The sequence below is a fragment of the Pelotomaculum propionicicum genome (genome assembly GCF_048984525.1).
Classification (GTDB): Bacteria; Bacillota; Desulfotomaculia; order Desulfotomaculales; family Pelotomaculaceae; genus Syntrophopropionicum; species Syntrophopropionicum propionicicum_A.
The window spans coordinates 208,182-222,621 of record NZ_JBMGJC010000002.1; the positions used below are offsets into that span (position 1 = coordinate 208,182).

General features: G+C 47.9%; 14 protein-coding genes. All 14 read left to right on the top strand.

What is annotated here, in order from left to right:
- Positions 1–7 precede the first annotated feature (7 nt).
- The 14 genes from ACOBQJ_RS03475 (at position 8) to ACOBQJ_RS03540 (ending at position 14,372) form a co-directional block, all read left to right on the top strand.
- Positions 8–742, top strand: coding sequence for a nuclease-related domain-containing protein (locus ACOBQJ_RS03475; protein WP_421070335.1), 735 nt, complete (start codon positions 8–10; stop codon positions 740–742).
- A gap of 24 nt (positions 743–766) precedes the next feature.
- A complete protein-coding gene (locus ACOBQJ_RS03480) occupies positions 767–1,813 on the top strand; it encodes a ParB/RepB/Spo0J family partition protein (RefSeq protein ID WP_421070336.1) in 1,047 nt (348 codons plus the stop codon).
- A 19-nt stretch (positions 1,814–1,832) separates the two neighbouring features.
- Positions 1,833–2,816: a S1 RNA-binding domain-containing protein gene (locus ACOBQJ_RS03485; RefSeq protein ID WP_421070337.1), complete on the top strand. Its 984-nt coding sequence runs from the start codon at positions 1,833–1,835 to the stop codon at positions 2,814–2,816.
- A gap of 46 nt (positions 2,817–2,862) precedes the next feature.
- On the top strand, positions 2,863–3,591 hold the full coding sequence (locus ACOBQJ_RS03490) for a hypothetical protein (RefSeq protein WP_421070338.1): 729 nt from the start codon (positions 2,863–2,865) through the stop codon (positions 3,589–3,591).
- Positions 3,592–4,104: 513 nt separating this feature from the next.
- Positions 4,105–4,305: a hypothetical protein gene (locus ACOBQJ_RS03495; protein ID WP_421070339.1), complete on the top strand. Its 201-nt coding sequence runs from the start codon at positions 4,105–4,107 to the stop codon at positions 4,303–4,305.
- 232 nt (positions 4,306–4,537) lie between these two features.
- The gene (locus tag ACOBQJ_RS03500) at positions 4,538–4,801 is read left to right on the top strand and encodes a hypothetical protein (RefSeq protein ID WP_421070340.1); all 264 of its coding nucleotides are present in this window, start codon (positions 4,538–4,540) and stop codon (positions 4,799–4,801) included.
- A gap of 474 nt (positions 4,802–5,275) precedes the next feature.
- Complete coding sequence (locus tag ACOBQJ_RS03505; RefSeq protein WP_421070341.1) at positions 5,276–5,560, top strand: hypothetical protein; 285 nt, start codon at positions 5,276–5,278, stop codon at positions 5,558–5,560.
- Positions 5,561–5,852: 292 nt separating this feature from the next.
- On the top strand, positions 5,853–6,266 hold the full coding sequence (locus ACOBQJ_RS03510; RefSeq protein WP_421070342.1) for a single-stranded DNA-binding protein: 414 nt from the start codon (positions 5,853–5,855) through the stop codon (positions 6,264–6,266).
- Positions 6,267–6,381: 115 nt separating this feature from the next.
- A complete protein-coding gene (locus ACOBQJ_RS03515) occupies positions 6,382–7,848 on the top strand; it encodes a recombinase RecT (RefSeq protein ID WP_421070343.1) in 1,467 nt (488 codons plus the stop codon).
- A 98-nt stretch (positions 7,849–7,946) separates the two neighbouring features.
- Positions 7,947–9,425: an AAA family ATPase gene (locus tag ACOBQJ_RS03520; RefSeq protein WP_421070344.1), complete on the top strand. Its 1,479-nt coding sequence runs from the start codon at positions 7,947–7,949 to the stop codon at positions 9,423–9,425.
- Between the two features lie 11 nt (positions 9,426–9,436).
- Positions 9,437–11,683 carry a vWA domain-containing protein gene (locus tag ACOBQJ_RS03525; protein ID WP_421070345.1) on the top strand — a complete coding sequence of 749 codons (2,247 nt, stop codon included), beginning with the start codon at positions 9,437–9,439 and terminating at the stop codon, positions 11,681–11,683.
- 141 nt (positions 11,684–11,824) lie between these two features.
- A complete protein-coding gene (locus ACOBQJ_RS03530) occupies positions 11,825–12,919 on the top strand; it encodes a PD-(D/E)XK nuclease family protein (RefSeq protein WP_421070346.1) in 1,095 nt (364 codons plus the stop codon).
- A gap of 21 nt (positions 12,920–12,940) precedes the next feature.
- The gene (locus tag ACOBQJ_RS03535) at positions 12,941–13,351 is read left to right on the top strand and encodes a hypothetical protein (protein WP_421070347.1); all 411 of its coding nucleotides are present in this window, start codon (positions 12,941–12,943) and stop codon (positions 13,349–13,351) included.
- A gap of 79 nt (positions 13,352–13,430) precedes the next feature.
- Positions 13,431–14,372, top strand: coding sequence for a copper amine oxidase N-terminal domain-containing protein (locus ACOBQJ_RS03540; protein WP_421070348.1), 942 nt, complete (start codon positions 13,431–13,433; stop codon positions 14,370–14,372).
- Positions 14,373–14,440: the final 68 nt, after the last annotated feature.

Sequence of the window (14,440 nt, forward strand, 5' to 3'; positions counted from 1 at the left end):
AAATTTATTGGCACAGACATTGAGGTGGCCGGAATCGCTCAAGAAAAAAGCGGATAGCATGGAATCTAAATACAGTGACAGCCAAGTGGCAAAATCAATTTTTTTCTTATTCCTGGCACTCTCGGTTATGTTCAATATTGTATGGTATATAGCCTGGCCCGGCTTGATTGCGCTTGCTGTCTGGTATATAAAAACACCCAAGCCAACAGATAAAGATAAAGTCGATATAAAGGCTTATCGCAGTGGGTATGAGGGCGAGTTGATAGTGGCAAGAAGGCTGGCAGAATTCCCTGACGGTTGGTTCGTTGTTAACGATATATCTATTTACGGCAGCCAGATTGACCATGTGGTAGTCGGCCCAGGCGGTATCTTTTGCCTTGAGACGAAAAACCACATCGATATTATGTGCAGAAACGGGAACTGGTTTAAAAAGAAAAATGGAAGCTGGTGGACAATGAACAGCCCCTCCAAACAGAACTTGGGGCATGTCCTATCTTTAAAGGAGTTTCTCTATGATAAGTTTAAAATCCGCCCTAAAATCGCTTCAATTATTGTCCTTTCCAGGGAAGAGGGGTTAAAGGATATTGATTCCTATATAGTACCGCCCGGAAATACGAGGATAATGTTCCCGCATGAACTGTTTTATAGGGGAGGCCGCTCTGTTATGACTGTAAAAGACGCAGAAGCCATCGCGGTGGCAATATTTGAAGCAAATCAAGAAGGCAGTGCGAAAGCTGCTTAAAATACAAAAAAGGATGGTGGTAGTTTGAGTTCTTTAGTGGATATATCCATAGACCTCTTGGATGACCACCCGGACAACAGCGCTATATTTGGAATAGACCGGGACAAGCTGGGCGAGCTGATAGAGAGCGTCAAGGAATTAGGTGTTCTTCAGCCACTGCTCGTCGAGCCGAAAGAAGGCGGAAGGTACACCATACTGGCAGGACACAGGAGGAAGTACGCCGCTATAGAGGCCGGAATCAAAACTTTACCCTGCGCCCTTAAGCCCGAGGACGTCAACAGTGACCTTGCTTTCACTGACACAAACCTGAATTTCCGCGAGTTGACACCGATGCAGAGGGCAAGGGCAATCAGGCACCAGAAAGAAATACTGGGCATCACAAGGGGCGGGGACAGGACTAAAGAGGCAAAGTCCGACAGTCGGAGTTTGCTCGAAAAGTTCCAGGTATCAAAAAGCACCCTGCACCTGTATGACAAACTGAACGAATTAATCCCAGAATACCAGGCCATGTTGGACAAGGGAGTAATAAGTATAAAACTTGGCGAAAAACTCGCTTCCCTTGAGCCTGAAGCCCAGAAAGAAATGTTTGAGTTCTTTGGTGAAACCATAGGAGAAGTTGCCCCGGAGGAGGTGAGAAAACTCCGGGAGCAGAACGAAAAAGGATTCCTTGTATTGGAGGTGATGAAAAACAAGATTGAGGAACTTGAGAAAGAGTTAAAAGAAAGGCGTGAGAAGGAAGGCGATATAACCGATCTGGAAACACGCCTGTCTGCGTTGAGGTCTAAGAAGAAAGAAATGGAGTATCAGTTAATCGACACCCACAACGCGGCGGAAGAAATAAAGGAGCGGATGGAAAGACAAGGAGCCGCTCTTTTGTATTTAGTTGAAGCTATGGCCAGGATGATATCTGGAGCCAAGCCAAAGATTGAAACCTATCTGCAGACACCGATGGACGGCAACACCGCGGCTAACCTGTTAAAACACGCACAGATAATAGTCGAGGTGGGACGCCTGGTTGAAACAGCAGCAAAAAAATCATTAATAACTGTCGCTAAAGCCGACAGCAAATAAAAAAAAGGGGGAACAAAACATGATGTTAAGAAGTCTGTTTCGTAATATCAAAACTTTACAAAAGGGCATGAGCGAAGGTTTTACTGGTGAGAAAACCGAGCAAATGTCAGCATGGGACAGGTTATATGCCGCCATGCTCAACAAGGAAATCCTGCAAAGCAAGATCGACGGCGTCGAAGGTGAAAAGCTGATCATTTTCTTCGACAATATCAAGGGGATTATCCCTGCGGACGAAATCGGCGGAACCCGCCCGAAGTATTTATCCGTCCTGGTAGGGGTGCCAGTCGCCTTTAAGGTGGTCCGTTGCGAACGCTCTAAAAATGAGGTTTACCTGTCGAGAAAGAAAGCCATTGAGGAAATGGCCGAGTTTACCTGGGAAGAACTGAAGCGTGATTGCGATCCGCTTATGGACATCGAAAAGAAAATCCAGGCCGCCATTCCTAAAACGAAAGGCAAAAAGAAGGAAGAAAAGAAAGTTGAACATACCCCGGAAGTTCGCAAGGCCATTGCCGAGTTGAACGACGAAGCCCGTAAAGCCGGCCCCGTTCGCACTGGCACCGTAAGGACAGTTATCGACAGCGGTTGCTATATGGACATAGGCGGCGTGACCGCCTTCCTGCCAAAGTATGAAATTAGCTGGGGCAGGGTGGATGATGCCCGTGATACCTTAAAGCCTGGCGAATCTTTTGATGTAAGGGTTATCAAAGTCAATTTCGAAACCAAGCAGGTCAGGGTCAGCTTAAAAGCCCTGCTCCCGGACCCGTGGGAGACAGTGCCTACAAGGTACATTAAGGATGGTAAATACGCCGGCGAGGTTCGCAGGATTACCAGCGGCGGCAAGGTTGAGGTTGAACTGGAGCCCAGCGTTGTCGTTGTATGCCCGCCGCTCTCGCTGCATGCTCTTGACACCGGCACCCCAGTAAGGGTACACATCTCCAAGCTGGATGCTGAGAACCGGTACATCCTCGGCACCATTGTCGGGGAGTCGCGCTGGGCAAGTTAAAAAAGGGTCGGGTTAACCCCCGGCCTTTTTTATAGGAGGTGTTTTAATGGGACCTTTTAATGGATCTGGCGTGGAATTCAAGTGCCGGCCCGGTTACTACAGCGGCAGGTTTATAGTCGAAGAGTCAGGGGCAAGGATTCTGACAGCCATAGGGCAGTGCGGAGTGCTGTCCAGGCATCTAATATCAATTATTACTGGCTGCGCCAACACAGCAAAGGTGCTGAAGCGTTTGGCAGCCAAGGGTTATTTGGATGAATATACAAGTGACCGATGCCCGCCAGTTTACAGTCTTGGCAAAAAGGGCGCGGAGATTTTAAATGCCCGCTATCGAAAATGGGACAGCATCAGACTGCTCAGAATGGTGGCGGCTAATCAGCTATGGGTACAGCTTTCCAAAATGTGGCCCAATTCGGTATGGGATACCACGGGGGATTACCCTATCTTGTCCAAAGTGGGAGCCAGTTATATGATAGTGGCGCCCAGGCTCGCAGACAGAGAAAAGCATTTTGCACTGCGGGCAGTAAACCTTGCCGGCAAGAACCCCTTACTGGTGGTTGCAGCAACCCAGGAGCAGGCTCTTGATCTGGCTCGTTTAAATCCTGAGGGTACAGTTCGTTACACATGGGATGACCTGTTAAGAAACGGGGTATTCTTCTATTACCTTGAAAATGATAAACTGGAGCTAGACCAAGATTTTGAGGATAAGAAATTTTTCGATAAAAATAATGAAGATATTATTGACAGGGAAATCTTGAGTGTGGTACAATCATTATAGGCACCAGGGCTGGTGTCAATTTGTGTTGAAATCATAATTATGCGCGGACTCTACTGGTCCAGAGAAGGTTTTCTGGTCAAGCGTCACGCGCATATCCGCAGAGCCGGCATGATCGGCAAAGCCTGTTAATTAAAACCCATTTCCGTCCTTCGGGGCAGATATGGGTTTTTTGTTTTTCTCTGCGTCCTTTCCAGCTCCTATCTTTCCGGGTAGCTGCCGGAAAGGGCGTAAAGCTCTAAAAATCTTACAAACCCAAGACTGATCATTTGACACGATTAAATGATCGTGCCTATGAAATCTGAACTTACCGGCCCGCCTGGTAAGTTCCTTTCTTTCTACATCAACCGGAAACCCCGGATGATTATATTAAAAAATATGCCCTCCCGTCTCGGGGCCAATCGAAGGCGGTCGCACAAAAACTGCGGCCGCCTTCGGGCGGCTGTTTGTTTTTTGCGGGAAAGGAGAGCAATGTATATTAGAGATCACCTTGGAGTGCCTTCATCCCTTCGTTCAATGAGTGAGAAAGAGATTGCCATGAAAGCAATCACTGGAAGGTACAGGCGGGACATCCGCAACAACAACGACCTGCGCGACAACTATGACCCATTCCGTTTTCCTATAAGAAGGAAGAAGGAATTAGGAGCCATGGGGATCGAAGCGGAGATCAAAAGGTTTCCCAAAAATACAACGCCCTGCATTTGTTATCGCCAGTAGGGGGTGACCAGAGATGGTTGTCCGTATAAACGGCCTGGATCTTCTCTGTTACCCCGGCGATGGAATCCAAGTAGAGTATCCAACCTGCTCTGGCCTTAAAAAAGGTTGGATACCCTGGCCTGGATATCCCCAACGGGCGAGCTTGCCGTACAGAGACAAGAGCAGACCTGTTTGGTGTGTTGATATTAACAACGTCAAGTGTTACTTACACTAAAAACAGGAGGTTCAGAAAATGAAAATTAAAGATTTCTTTCTGCATAAAGACGAAGAACTTATCGAGTGCATCCGCGAGGCGAAAGGTGAAGTTTGGGCTGGCTGCTGCAAGTTTGCGGCAAGGCACGGAATCAGTGCCGGTCTCGTTTACCTGCGGTTCAGCTCAAGTATGACACCCGAACTCAAGAAAAGAATTGCTGCGATGCGTCCGATGGAAAACCCTTTCGCCGCAAAGCTGAGGGTTGCCCGGGAAAACCGGCTTGAAAACGCGCTTGTGGTCTAATAACAGACTTCAAGTTTTAAACGCTCCCTTAAGCGGGAGCTTGCCCGGCGGTTGGTCACACCTCCGCGTGGTGCTGGGTGGATGTCTTAGGACAACTGAGATGACCTTGGCCTGAATAAAACATGATATTTATTTTAATTTAGTTTTTCAAACCCAATAACAGTTTTACGAACATGATTCGAAAAAACACAAAATCAAAACGAACCTCTGGTAATTCATATTGGAGGGATAATTAAGACCTTTAGGTCTTTTTTATATTTGCCGTAAACCACCATCTTAAATATGCGTGGTTAATCGGCTTAATCAAAAAATCTCCCAGCGCCCGGGGAAAAGCGGACGGTCAATTCTGTGGCCGTCTGGCCACGGGGAAAGGAGTATTAAAATTTATCTGTAACAGCTCACCCGATTATCGGGGGCAACAACAACGCCCCCGGAGATCGGGGGTAATTTTTAAAATTACCAGGAGGGATACAGATGACAGCAGTATTTGCAGTAAATACTCGTGTAGGTAACGAGAAGGTCATAGCCAGAAGGTTGGTTAAGTTAGCATGGAAGTGCAAAGAAATCATTTCCGCATCGCTTACACCCTGGCCCGGCTATGTCAAGGTTGAAGTGCTCTTAGGAAGCACCAACAAAATTCAATTGCCAAAAGAGGCAAAGACTGTGATTGAACTCGTACCCGGCGTTATTAAAGTGCTGGATTCAGAGCCTTTACCAGAGAGTGCCGTAAAGCCCCTTGCTTTAGCTATGGGGATATAAGGCACTTCATCTGGCATATGCCAGACGACAAGTACAAGTCGTAAAAACAAATTTTATGCAGCTGTGGTTTAATGATTTCCGCAGCTGTGGCAGGTGGTAACAGCCTGTCAGCCTGAACAGCTCATACGCTCTGGTTCAGGACGGGCTGATGGCACAGCCCTTAACCTGGGGTCATACTCAGATAGCAGAAATGTATGTTTGTTTAATCACCCAGGAATCCCCTGCCTTCAGGCATGGGGAGTGTCAAAGTCAAACTAAAAACTACCTCAAAAAAAGAAAAGGAGGAATTGTCATGTTAAACGAAACCATTCTCATTGGGCGGCTGACAGCCGACCCCGAACTCAGGTACACCGGAAAAGGTACAGCGGTGACCAAGATCACACTCGCTGTAGACGGCCCGTACAGGGACGAATCCGGTAAAGCCAAAACAGTCTTTGTGGACTGTGTTATCTGGGCTAAACAGGCAGAAAGTGTTGCCAACTACAAGAAGAAGGGTGACATAGTCGCGGTAAGGGGACAGATTGAAATCCGTTCCTATGAAGACTCCAACGGCATCCGCCGTAAAGCCTTCGAAATTATCGTTGATAGAGTCAAGTTCATCGGCAGCAAGAACGGCGGCAGCAGCAGCGAAGCTCCGCTTCCCGGAGAACCGCCGGGAACTGCATCTGGCACCTCGTCCTTTAACGAGGACGACATACCATTTTGAGAACACACCCTAAACTGAAAACCACTCCCTGATAAGGGAGCAAAAACAAAAAGACCTGGATCTTGATATCTGGGTCTTTTTTGTTTTTTCACTAAAATCGAAGGAGGTCATTTTCGTGACTGAAAAAAATCAACTGCACAATTTCTCAGCCGAAGAGGTAGCTTTAATCCGCAAGACTGTTGGTAAGGACGCTGCTAATGAGGAAGAATTTCAGCGTTTCCTTTACCGTGCAAGCAAACTGGGGTTAAACCCTCTGGACGGAACGATTCACCTGTTATCCCGCAGGCGCAAGGGCACTGACGGGGTTTACAGGCCCACAAACGTAATAATTGTTGGCATAGACGGCTTCAGGGCTGTCGGGGATGGCACCGGAAAAATGTCCGGCATCAAGAGAGGCGTTAATTACGACGACAAGGCAAGGCTTATCGGCGCATGGGCTGAGGTCTATCGCAAGGATTGGGACTGCCCAGCGCGAGAAGAAGTATCAGCCAGAGAATATCTTCCTGCCGGCGAAGGCGGTTTAGGAAGTAAAATGCCTGAAACGATGTTAAAGAAGTGCGCTGAAGCGGCCGCCCACAGGATGGCCTGGTCAGCCCAGCTCGCAGGGATTTACGTTGCTGAGGAATTCCTCAACGAAGACCCTGAAAATAAGCCTGATCCGAAAAATGGCGGTAAACCTGAACCCGCAAAAACGGACCCGGCTAAAAATAAGCCCGCAGAGAAGCCCGCAGGCAAGCCCGGAGCGGCTAAGGCTGAATCAGGAAAACCTGAAAGCAAGCCGGGGACCCAACCCGAGAAGCCTGAGAATAAGCCTGAAGCAGCAAAAGACGAAAAGCCCAAGGATAAACCTGCAGGGAAGCCCGAATCGGCTAAGACCGCAGACAAGCCCGCAGGCAAGCCCGAATCGGCAAAAGGTGATGTCTACGAAAGCACCATCACAATCACTTCTGAGCCGAAGGAAATCCCCGGTTCCGAAACAAATCCTTCAACCAAGGTTGGGATCGTCGGGACTGACATCTCCAATAACGAGATCAGTCTTATTGGCATGGAACCCGAGATAAAAGAGGCCATGAAAAAGCTGGAACCTGGCAACTTCGTAAAAGTAACCGGCGACAAAAGGGAAAACGGCAAGGTCTTTGTTCTTGTCAAAACCATCACAGTAATCGGTACTGAAGTTGCTGGTGAAAATCCGGCCGAAAAACCTGCAGAAGCTCCGGCCGGAAAACCTGCAGAAGCTCCTGCTGGTGAGAAGCCCGCTGAACCTGCTGCCGAAAAGCCCGCTGAAAAACCGGCTGATGCAGACGGCAAGGTTACACTGGAGCTCGTCGTAAGTAAAAATGCAAGCGAGTATAATCGCGTTGTGGACGGCAAAGAAACTCCGATGAAATGGTTCAAGGGCGCCGATAAAGAAACTGACTATATCGTTATGTGCGAAAAGTCTTCTGGTTGCGCCGATGTGCTGGGTGAAGTAATCGTAGGCGACAAGGTCCAAGTCGCCGGCAAACCTTTTGAAGAAAAAGGTAAAAAGGCGATTATCGTAGACAGCATGGCGTTCCTTGAAACGGCACCAAGAACTGCATAAAAACAATGGGCGGGTAAATCCCGCCCTTATTATTTTTTTTAAAAACCGCGAGGTGATTGTAAATGAAAATAATACCTCTGAGAAATAAAAATTTGGAGATGTTTTGGAAGAATAAAGCGAATGTCCACGGGATTGCAAAAAGTGATAATATAACCGCTATCGAGTACACAAGCGAAAGCGGCCGCAGTTCCCGCAGGTTGATTGTCTATGACGAAAGCGTGGATAAGGTGTATCACGAATGTCTTGCTACGGGTAAAGGCAATCCGTGCTGGCACCTTGGCGGAATGGCTCACGTTATGAGCTGGGGGCTTCCCAAAAACGTCAGCGTTGAAAGTGCAATACCTTTCTCGCTGGATATAAAATGGGAAGATGTCACCCGCAGGCACATGGCAGATAAAGACGGTCACTTCCGTATTTTAAATGTCATGGGTGCCACAGACACCGATAGACCTGTTGAACCTGAATTTGCACACCCTGAACCTGAAATACCGCCCGAACCGCCCTCCGAGCCGGTTAAATCGACGAGACCCCCAAAAAGCACAAAGAAGGATCACCCATCCGTAGAACTTCCGCCTGAACTTGCCTGGCTTGGACACTACCATATCCCCAAAAAGATTATGGATAGGGTTCTTGCTTTCCGCAAGGTACAGGAAGAACGCTTGACGCCTGAACAAAAAGCGAAAGTTCCCGAAGCCCGTTATATCGCAAGTGGGATAGAGGTTGCATCCGCATTATCCGCACTCCTCTGCCAAGAGGGTGTTTGGGTTCCTGCTCTACTGGCAGGCCCTAAAGGAAGCGGGAAGTCAACTTTCGCTGAAACACTGGCCGCGATACTTCATCTGCCGGTTGTTAAAGTATTCGGCGGAGTCGATATAAACCTCGACGCTCTCCTTGGTGGTAAAACACTGGAGCCGGTTGACAACAACATTGACCCAGTTACCGATGCCAGGCTGAGGGCTGCTGCTAAAGCGGCAGGCGTGGAAGTTGAAAACATTCTGAATAAACTCCGCGGTTCGCAACTGAAGGTTGTCTATGAACCCGGTTTACTCCTGAATGCCGTTCAGAATGGCGAAATGGTGGTATTCGATGAGATAAATATGGTGAATGCTGAAATTACATCTCTGATGCACGGACTACTCGACTGGCAGCGCACACTGTCCGTTCCTGGGCTTGGCTCTGTTGATGCCGATCCCAACTTCCGGCTTGTAGCCTGTATGAACCACGGGTATGTCGGGGTAAAGCAATTGAACGAGGCATTTCAAGACCGCTTCCGTTCAATCAGTGTCCCTCACCTTCCTGAAGTCGAGCTGTCAAAGCTGTTTAAAGAGTGCACCAAATGTGATGAAGGCATAGCGGATATACTAGCATGTTTGTTCACCAAGCTGTCTTCCCGCGTTGCTAACGGCGACATCACCGAAAGAGGCGTGTCAGTCCGGGCAATGATTCAAGCAGTCAATGAATACCATGACGGTGTTGGCACTTTAAGAGATACCGTAGTCTCCTGTCTGACTGCTGGCCTCGGCGATAAGTACGAGGCAGACCAAATCAGGCTGACAGTGGAATCCTCAATAGTTTAGGAGGAACTGATATGCTCAAAGAAATCAAACGCCAGTGCCTTCAAACTGCAGCGAGATTCTACACAGAACGCAACAGGTTGATTGTGTCTTTTGGAGGCTCCACAGCAACCGATATGACGAATATTTACCTGAGGTATATGGACAAAGAAATCCTTCAGGGGATTAAAGCCGAACCGAGCGAGTGCTGGATTGCGACAAAGGCAGGTAACGCCCATGAAGCGGCGCATATAATTTTCAGCGATAAGAGAATATGGGATAATGCGGTAAAGAAAGGACCGCTTATACAGCATCTCGTCAATATCCTTGAAGACGCCCGCATCGAGCGAGCCATGTCTAACATGTATCCTGGCACAATGCTTTGGCTTAGATTTACCAACGAATATATCTTCCGTAACCGCAAGGAGTACGGAAGCGGCGTTTCGGCTTTTTTAATGGGCCTGTGTGCTTACGCTGTTGTGGGTAAAATACCGGAAATGCTTGAGGACAAGGCTAAAGACCTGATCCGACAGTGTGCCGACTATGTAAACGAAGCCCGCCTAGCAAAACACACAAGCGACGTTTTAGAGTCCGCCGAAGAAATCGCCAAGTTGGTCAAAGATGTCTACCCGGAGGAATTTCGTGGAGAAGCCAAGGGCTTCAGGGGAACATTAAGCCCCCGTGCTGCGCCTGACGGTGAAATGGACCCAAGAAGGCTTGTTGTGAAAATTAAAGTCAGGAAGCCTGGAAAATCTTCAGAGGAGTCTAAAGAGACAGACAAAGATTCATCAGGCACTTCAGGAGGTTCGCCTGGTAAGACTGATAAATCGGATGGCGGAACTCCATCATCTGAAACACCAGACAGCACAGAGCCAAAGGATGCTTCTAAGTCAAAATGGGAGAAACCTAAAGAGGCACCTGAAAAGGAACCCGAAAAAGAGGAGCCTGAAACCAGTAAACCTGAGGAATCCAGTAAACCAGAGGAATCCGAGGAATCCGATAAAGCCAAGGAAACCGAGGAGCCTGGTAAAACCGATGAATCCAAGGAATCGGATAAGCCTGAGGAATCCAAGGAGCCTGAGAAGTCCAAAGATGAACCCAGCAAAAGCGAAGAGGTTGAAAATCCTGAAGAACCCGAAGAAGAACCCGGTAAAAGCGAAGAGGTTGAAAATCCTGATGAAGACCCCGGATATACTGAGGAGCCAGAAGAACACGAGGAACCCGAAGGTTTCAAAGGCCCCGAAATAGTAGAGTCCGAGGGCGAAGAACCGGAACCTGAAGCCGAGGAAATAGAAATCGAGATCGAGATCGAAATCCCCGAGGTGGACCCGGAACTCGAAGAACAGCTTGAAGAAGCTGAAAAGGAAATTGACACCATGAAAGACGAGGCCGTAAAAGAGAAAAAGGCATCTGAGTCCGAGGAGACAGAGGAAGTCGATTATTACGAGCTGAGTAAAGAAATTTCCAAGGAGAGGATTCACAGGGGATGTGATTTCCGAAACAGAGAGCTGTCTAAAGAACCTGTGCAATACAGGGAATGCTTAAAAAGAACCACCGGCTTAACAAAAAAATTGGTGGATGAAATCAGGCAAGTCCTCGAATTTCGCCACACAGTCCGCCGGCGCAGTCTGAAAAAGGGAATTCTTGATACAGGAGCCCTTTGGAAACTGCAGGTTAATGGCACAAATGTTTTCGCTAAAAAAGACGAACCAGGCGACATTCCCCAGCTTGTGGTAAAGCTGCTGGTTGACTGCTCCGGATCAATGTCCAGCGATAACAAGATTGGCCTTGCCAGAGATGCTGCGGTAGCCCTGCACGAAATGTGTAACGCTTTAAAAATAAAACATGCTGTAACAGGTTTTACTTCGCTTAACCCAGATGTCACCATTGTTGTGACACACTTTAAGGCAGTGGAATGGGATGAACGAGACGGTTCTAAAATCCCCTCTCTCAGGGCAATAAGCGAAAACCGCGACGGCTATTCAATTAGAGTCGCAACCAAAGAGCTGTTGAAAAGGTATGAACCAAACAAGCTGCTGATAGTCCTTTCAGACGGAATGCCTCTGGATATAAACTACACCCCACATAAAGGCATCCCGGACACCGCAAAGGCTGTTCGAGAAGCTGAAAGGCTTGGAGTGAATGTTATTGGCATCTACTTCGGTGCAGAAAGCGACCTGTCTAACGCTAGGCACATGTACAACAACCTTGTATATGCGCCTGAAACCAATAACCTTCCCTTTATTCTGGGCCGCGTAATGAAAAAAGTATTAACTGGTTAAAGGAGGAATTCTTTGACGAAAAAAGCGAATGTCGCCTTTAAGGGGGCGGCTGTATAAAAAAGAAAATTCCCTTACCTCTGCCAGGAGGGGGCTTAAAAACAAACCCTCCGGCCTGGCCAGGAGGGTAAGGAGGTTATAAATATGGATATGCAGGTGTTCTCATTCAGCAGGCTGACAAAATTCGAAGATTGTCCAGCCTGTTTTTATTCAAAGTACATCCTGCGAATTGACGAACCCCCCACTGAACCCCTGGTGCTTGGTAAAGGCGCCCACTCTGTAATAGAGGGTGCGTTAAAACTGAAGACGGACAGCAGGGAAGTGTTCAGTCACCTTTGCGATGTCGTAATAGGTAACGCTCCATTGTCGCTGGATAAGGATGAACTTCTGGGTATGACCCATCAGCCCAATGTACTAAAATACATTGGGAAAGAGTGCAGGATTGAAGAACACTTCCAGATTCCAATTGACCCGGATGACCCCTTCAGCCCCGAGATACAGGGTTATATAGACCTTTATCTCGATGAAGAGGAAGACCTTGTCGAGTTGAACGACTGGAAGTCTAACCGTAAATCATATGTGCCGACATCAACGCACCAGTTGGGGCTTTACGCCGGCTACCTGGCTGGAAAGACAGGTAAGCGTGTGAAGGGGCAATTAACGTTTCTCCGCACTAAAGAGGTGTTTGATCACCTCTATGAGCCGGACAACGGTATTGTCGCAGCCCAAAAATGGGCAAAAGGTGTCGCCTGTGAGATACAGTCAAGAATCAGCAGCCTTGAATCCAAAGAAGGCACTGCGGAGGAAATATTCCCAGCCACGCCTGGTGATGTCTGCAGGTATTGCGGATGGGCCGAACACTGCACCGGGAAAACAATAGAAATCCCTGACGCTCTGAAGGATATCGAAGAAGCAGCAGCAGTTGGCGCCGAGATATTCCGCCTGGAGTCTGCATTGACATCCCTAAAAGAGAAACTTAAAGCCTATGTCAAGCGTTACGGCCCGGTTGTTGTGGGTAAAAGGGAATTCGCCCTTTCCCCGAGCCAATACTGGTCTTTCAATGGAGACGGCCTCGAAAAGGCATTTAACAAAATGAAGTCGGAAGGCGTTGATCCTTTCTCGGTAATGTCTTTGACAGCCAAGGGGATCAAGAAGCTCAACTGGAGCGAAGCCGACATAAAAGCCCTCGGAGGAAATTTAAGGACAACAGTAAACTTTAAAGACATTGCCGCGGGATAAAAACGAAAGGTGGTCACTGTGATGCCATTGCCGTATAGGATGAATGCTGTGGTTACAATGATGCTCGCAAAAGAGTACGACAGATATATAAGGGAGTTTGTAGACGAAAACAGGTTCGCCGATGGAAGTACGCCGGTATGTTTGGACGAATTCTTTGACAACGAGTTTCAGGAAATTTTGAAGGCCAAGAAAATCCCCCGTGACGGAGGTATCTTCTTGGAAATCCTCTGGAACATCGAGGATCTGAAAGCTGTTTTCAGGAACCGGGGCATTAAGCCCACCAAAGAGAATATCAACGCTTTCATCAACAGCCGTGCCACTAAAACTCTTGAAGAACAGTCTATTAGTTGCGGCTGGTCTGTATTGGAGGATCTTGTAAGCGATCTTCAGTACGATGGCAAACTTCCCAAAAAAACTAAAAAGGCCAGTTAATAAACAAAGGATTGTTTAAAAACAGTCCTTTCATTAAAAAATCAACCCTAAGCGGGTTAAAAACAAGGAGGATAAAATCATGAAAAAAACTGTAATTCTGTTAGCTTTAACGATGGCAATGCTTTTTGGCTTCTGCCTTCAGGCAAATGCCGCAATTGAAACGAAATTCTGGATTGGTTCTACCGATTATACCCTGGACGGCCAAATTGAGCAGATGGACGCTGCTCCGTTCATTGACGATAACGGCAGGACTTTGGTGCCTGTAAGATACCTGGCGAAAGGTCTGGGTATCGGCGGTACCGCCCTAGTATGGGATGCGGATAAACAGGAAGTAACCCTGAATTTCAACTCTGTGAAAATGGTTGTCCCTGTTGGCAAGCCGTATTACGAGTTCGGCACTGACAATAATATGATAAAGGTTCTAATCGGCACTTCCGCTGTCATCAAAGATGGCAGGATTTATCTGCCTGCACGATATGTCGCCAATGAATTCATGGCGAAGGTAACGTGGAGCCAGGCCGACAAGGCTATTGTCATTACGAGGCAGGTAAACGACCTCGCGGTTCTGATGACCTACTGGAGGGGCGACAGTGATAAGCCGTGTGATGTGTTGATGTCCGAGGATATTACTCGCAAAGAAGCAAGGCCAGTAATCGGCGGGTTCAGAATGGATGACAATAACCTGTCTGTATTCACCAGATGGGATCGTAACGGCGCCTACACCGGCACCTATTACGACGTCTATTTCTACAACAAGCCGTTTTACACAACCCCTGCTAACCCGGGTCTTTTCCAAAAATACTTCACTGAGAATTTCGCCGGCAACGCGGCTGAAATAATGAACTGCATCGACCAGAACTACAATGACATTGTAAGCGGTAAAGAAGTTGCTGTTGGACAGAAATACATTATCGGAAACCCGGACCCTGTATCCGCAACGGCATCAGGGCTGGCTGTGTATGTCGAAGAAGACAGTGACGGCAAATATGTCAGGGTAAGCATCAAGTTCGCAAAAATCTAATAACAAACAGCTCCCTTAGTGGGAGCTTGCCCGGCGACAGGTCACACCTCCGCGTGGTGCCGGGTGGA

What these genes read in the sequence shown, in the direction of transcription:
- ACOBQJ_RS03485 (WP_421070337.1), top strand. Translation starts at nt 1,833, where the DNA reads ATGATGTTAAGAAGTCTGTTTCGTAATATCAAAACTTTACAAAAGGGC.
- ACOBQJ_RS03490 (WP_421070338.1), top strand. Translation starts at nt 2,863, where the DNA reads ATGGGACCTTTTAATGGATCTGGCGTGGAATTCAAGTGCCGGCCCGGT.
- ACOBQJ_RS03495 (WP_421070339.1), top strand. Translation starts at nt 4,105, where the DNA reads ATGAGTGAGAAAGAGATTGCCATGAAAGCAATCACTGGAAGGTACAGG.
- ACOBQJ_RS03500 (WP_421070340.1), top strand. Translation starts at nt 4,538, where the DNA reads ATGAAAATTAAAGATTTCTTTCTGCATAAAGACGAAGAACTTATCGAG.
- ACOBQJ_RS03505 (WP_421070341.1), top strand. Translation starts at nt 5,276, where the DNA reads ATGACAGCAGTATTTGCAGTAAATACTCGTGTAGGTAACGAGAAGGTC.
- ACOBQJ_RS03510 (WP_421070342.1), top strand. Translation starts at nt 5,853, where the DNA reads ATGTTAAACGAAACCATTCTCATTGGGCGGCTGACAGCCGACCCCGAA.
- ACOBQJ_RS03520 (WP_421070344.1), top strand. Translation starts at nt 7,947, where the DNA reads ATGTTTTGGAAGAATAAAGCGAATGTCCACGGGATTGCAAAAAGTGAT.
- ACOBQJ_RS03525 (WP_421070345.1), top strand. Translation starts at nt 9,437, where the DNA reads ATGCTCAAAGAAATCAAACGCCAGTGCCTTCAAACTGCAGCGAGATTC.
- ACOBQJ_RS03530 (WP_421070346.1), top strand. Translation starts at nt 11,825, where the DNA reads ATGGATATGCAGGTGTTCTCATTCAGCAGGCTGACAAAATTCGAAGAT.
- ACOBQJ_RS03535 (WP_421070347.1), top strand. Translation starts at nt 12,941, where the DNA reads ATGCCATTGCCGTATAGGATGAATGCTGTGGTTACAATGATGCTCGCA.
- ACOBQJ_RS03540 (WP_421070348.1), top strand. Translation starts at nt 13,431, where the DNA reads ATGAAAAAAACTGTAATTCTGTTAGCTTTAACGATGGCAATGCTTTTT.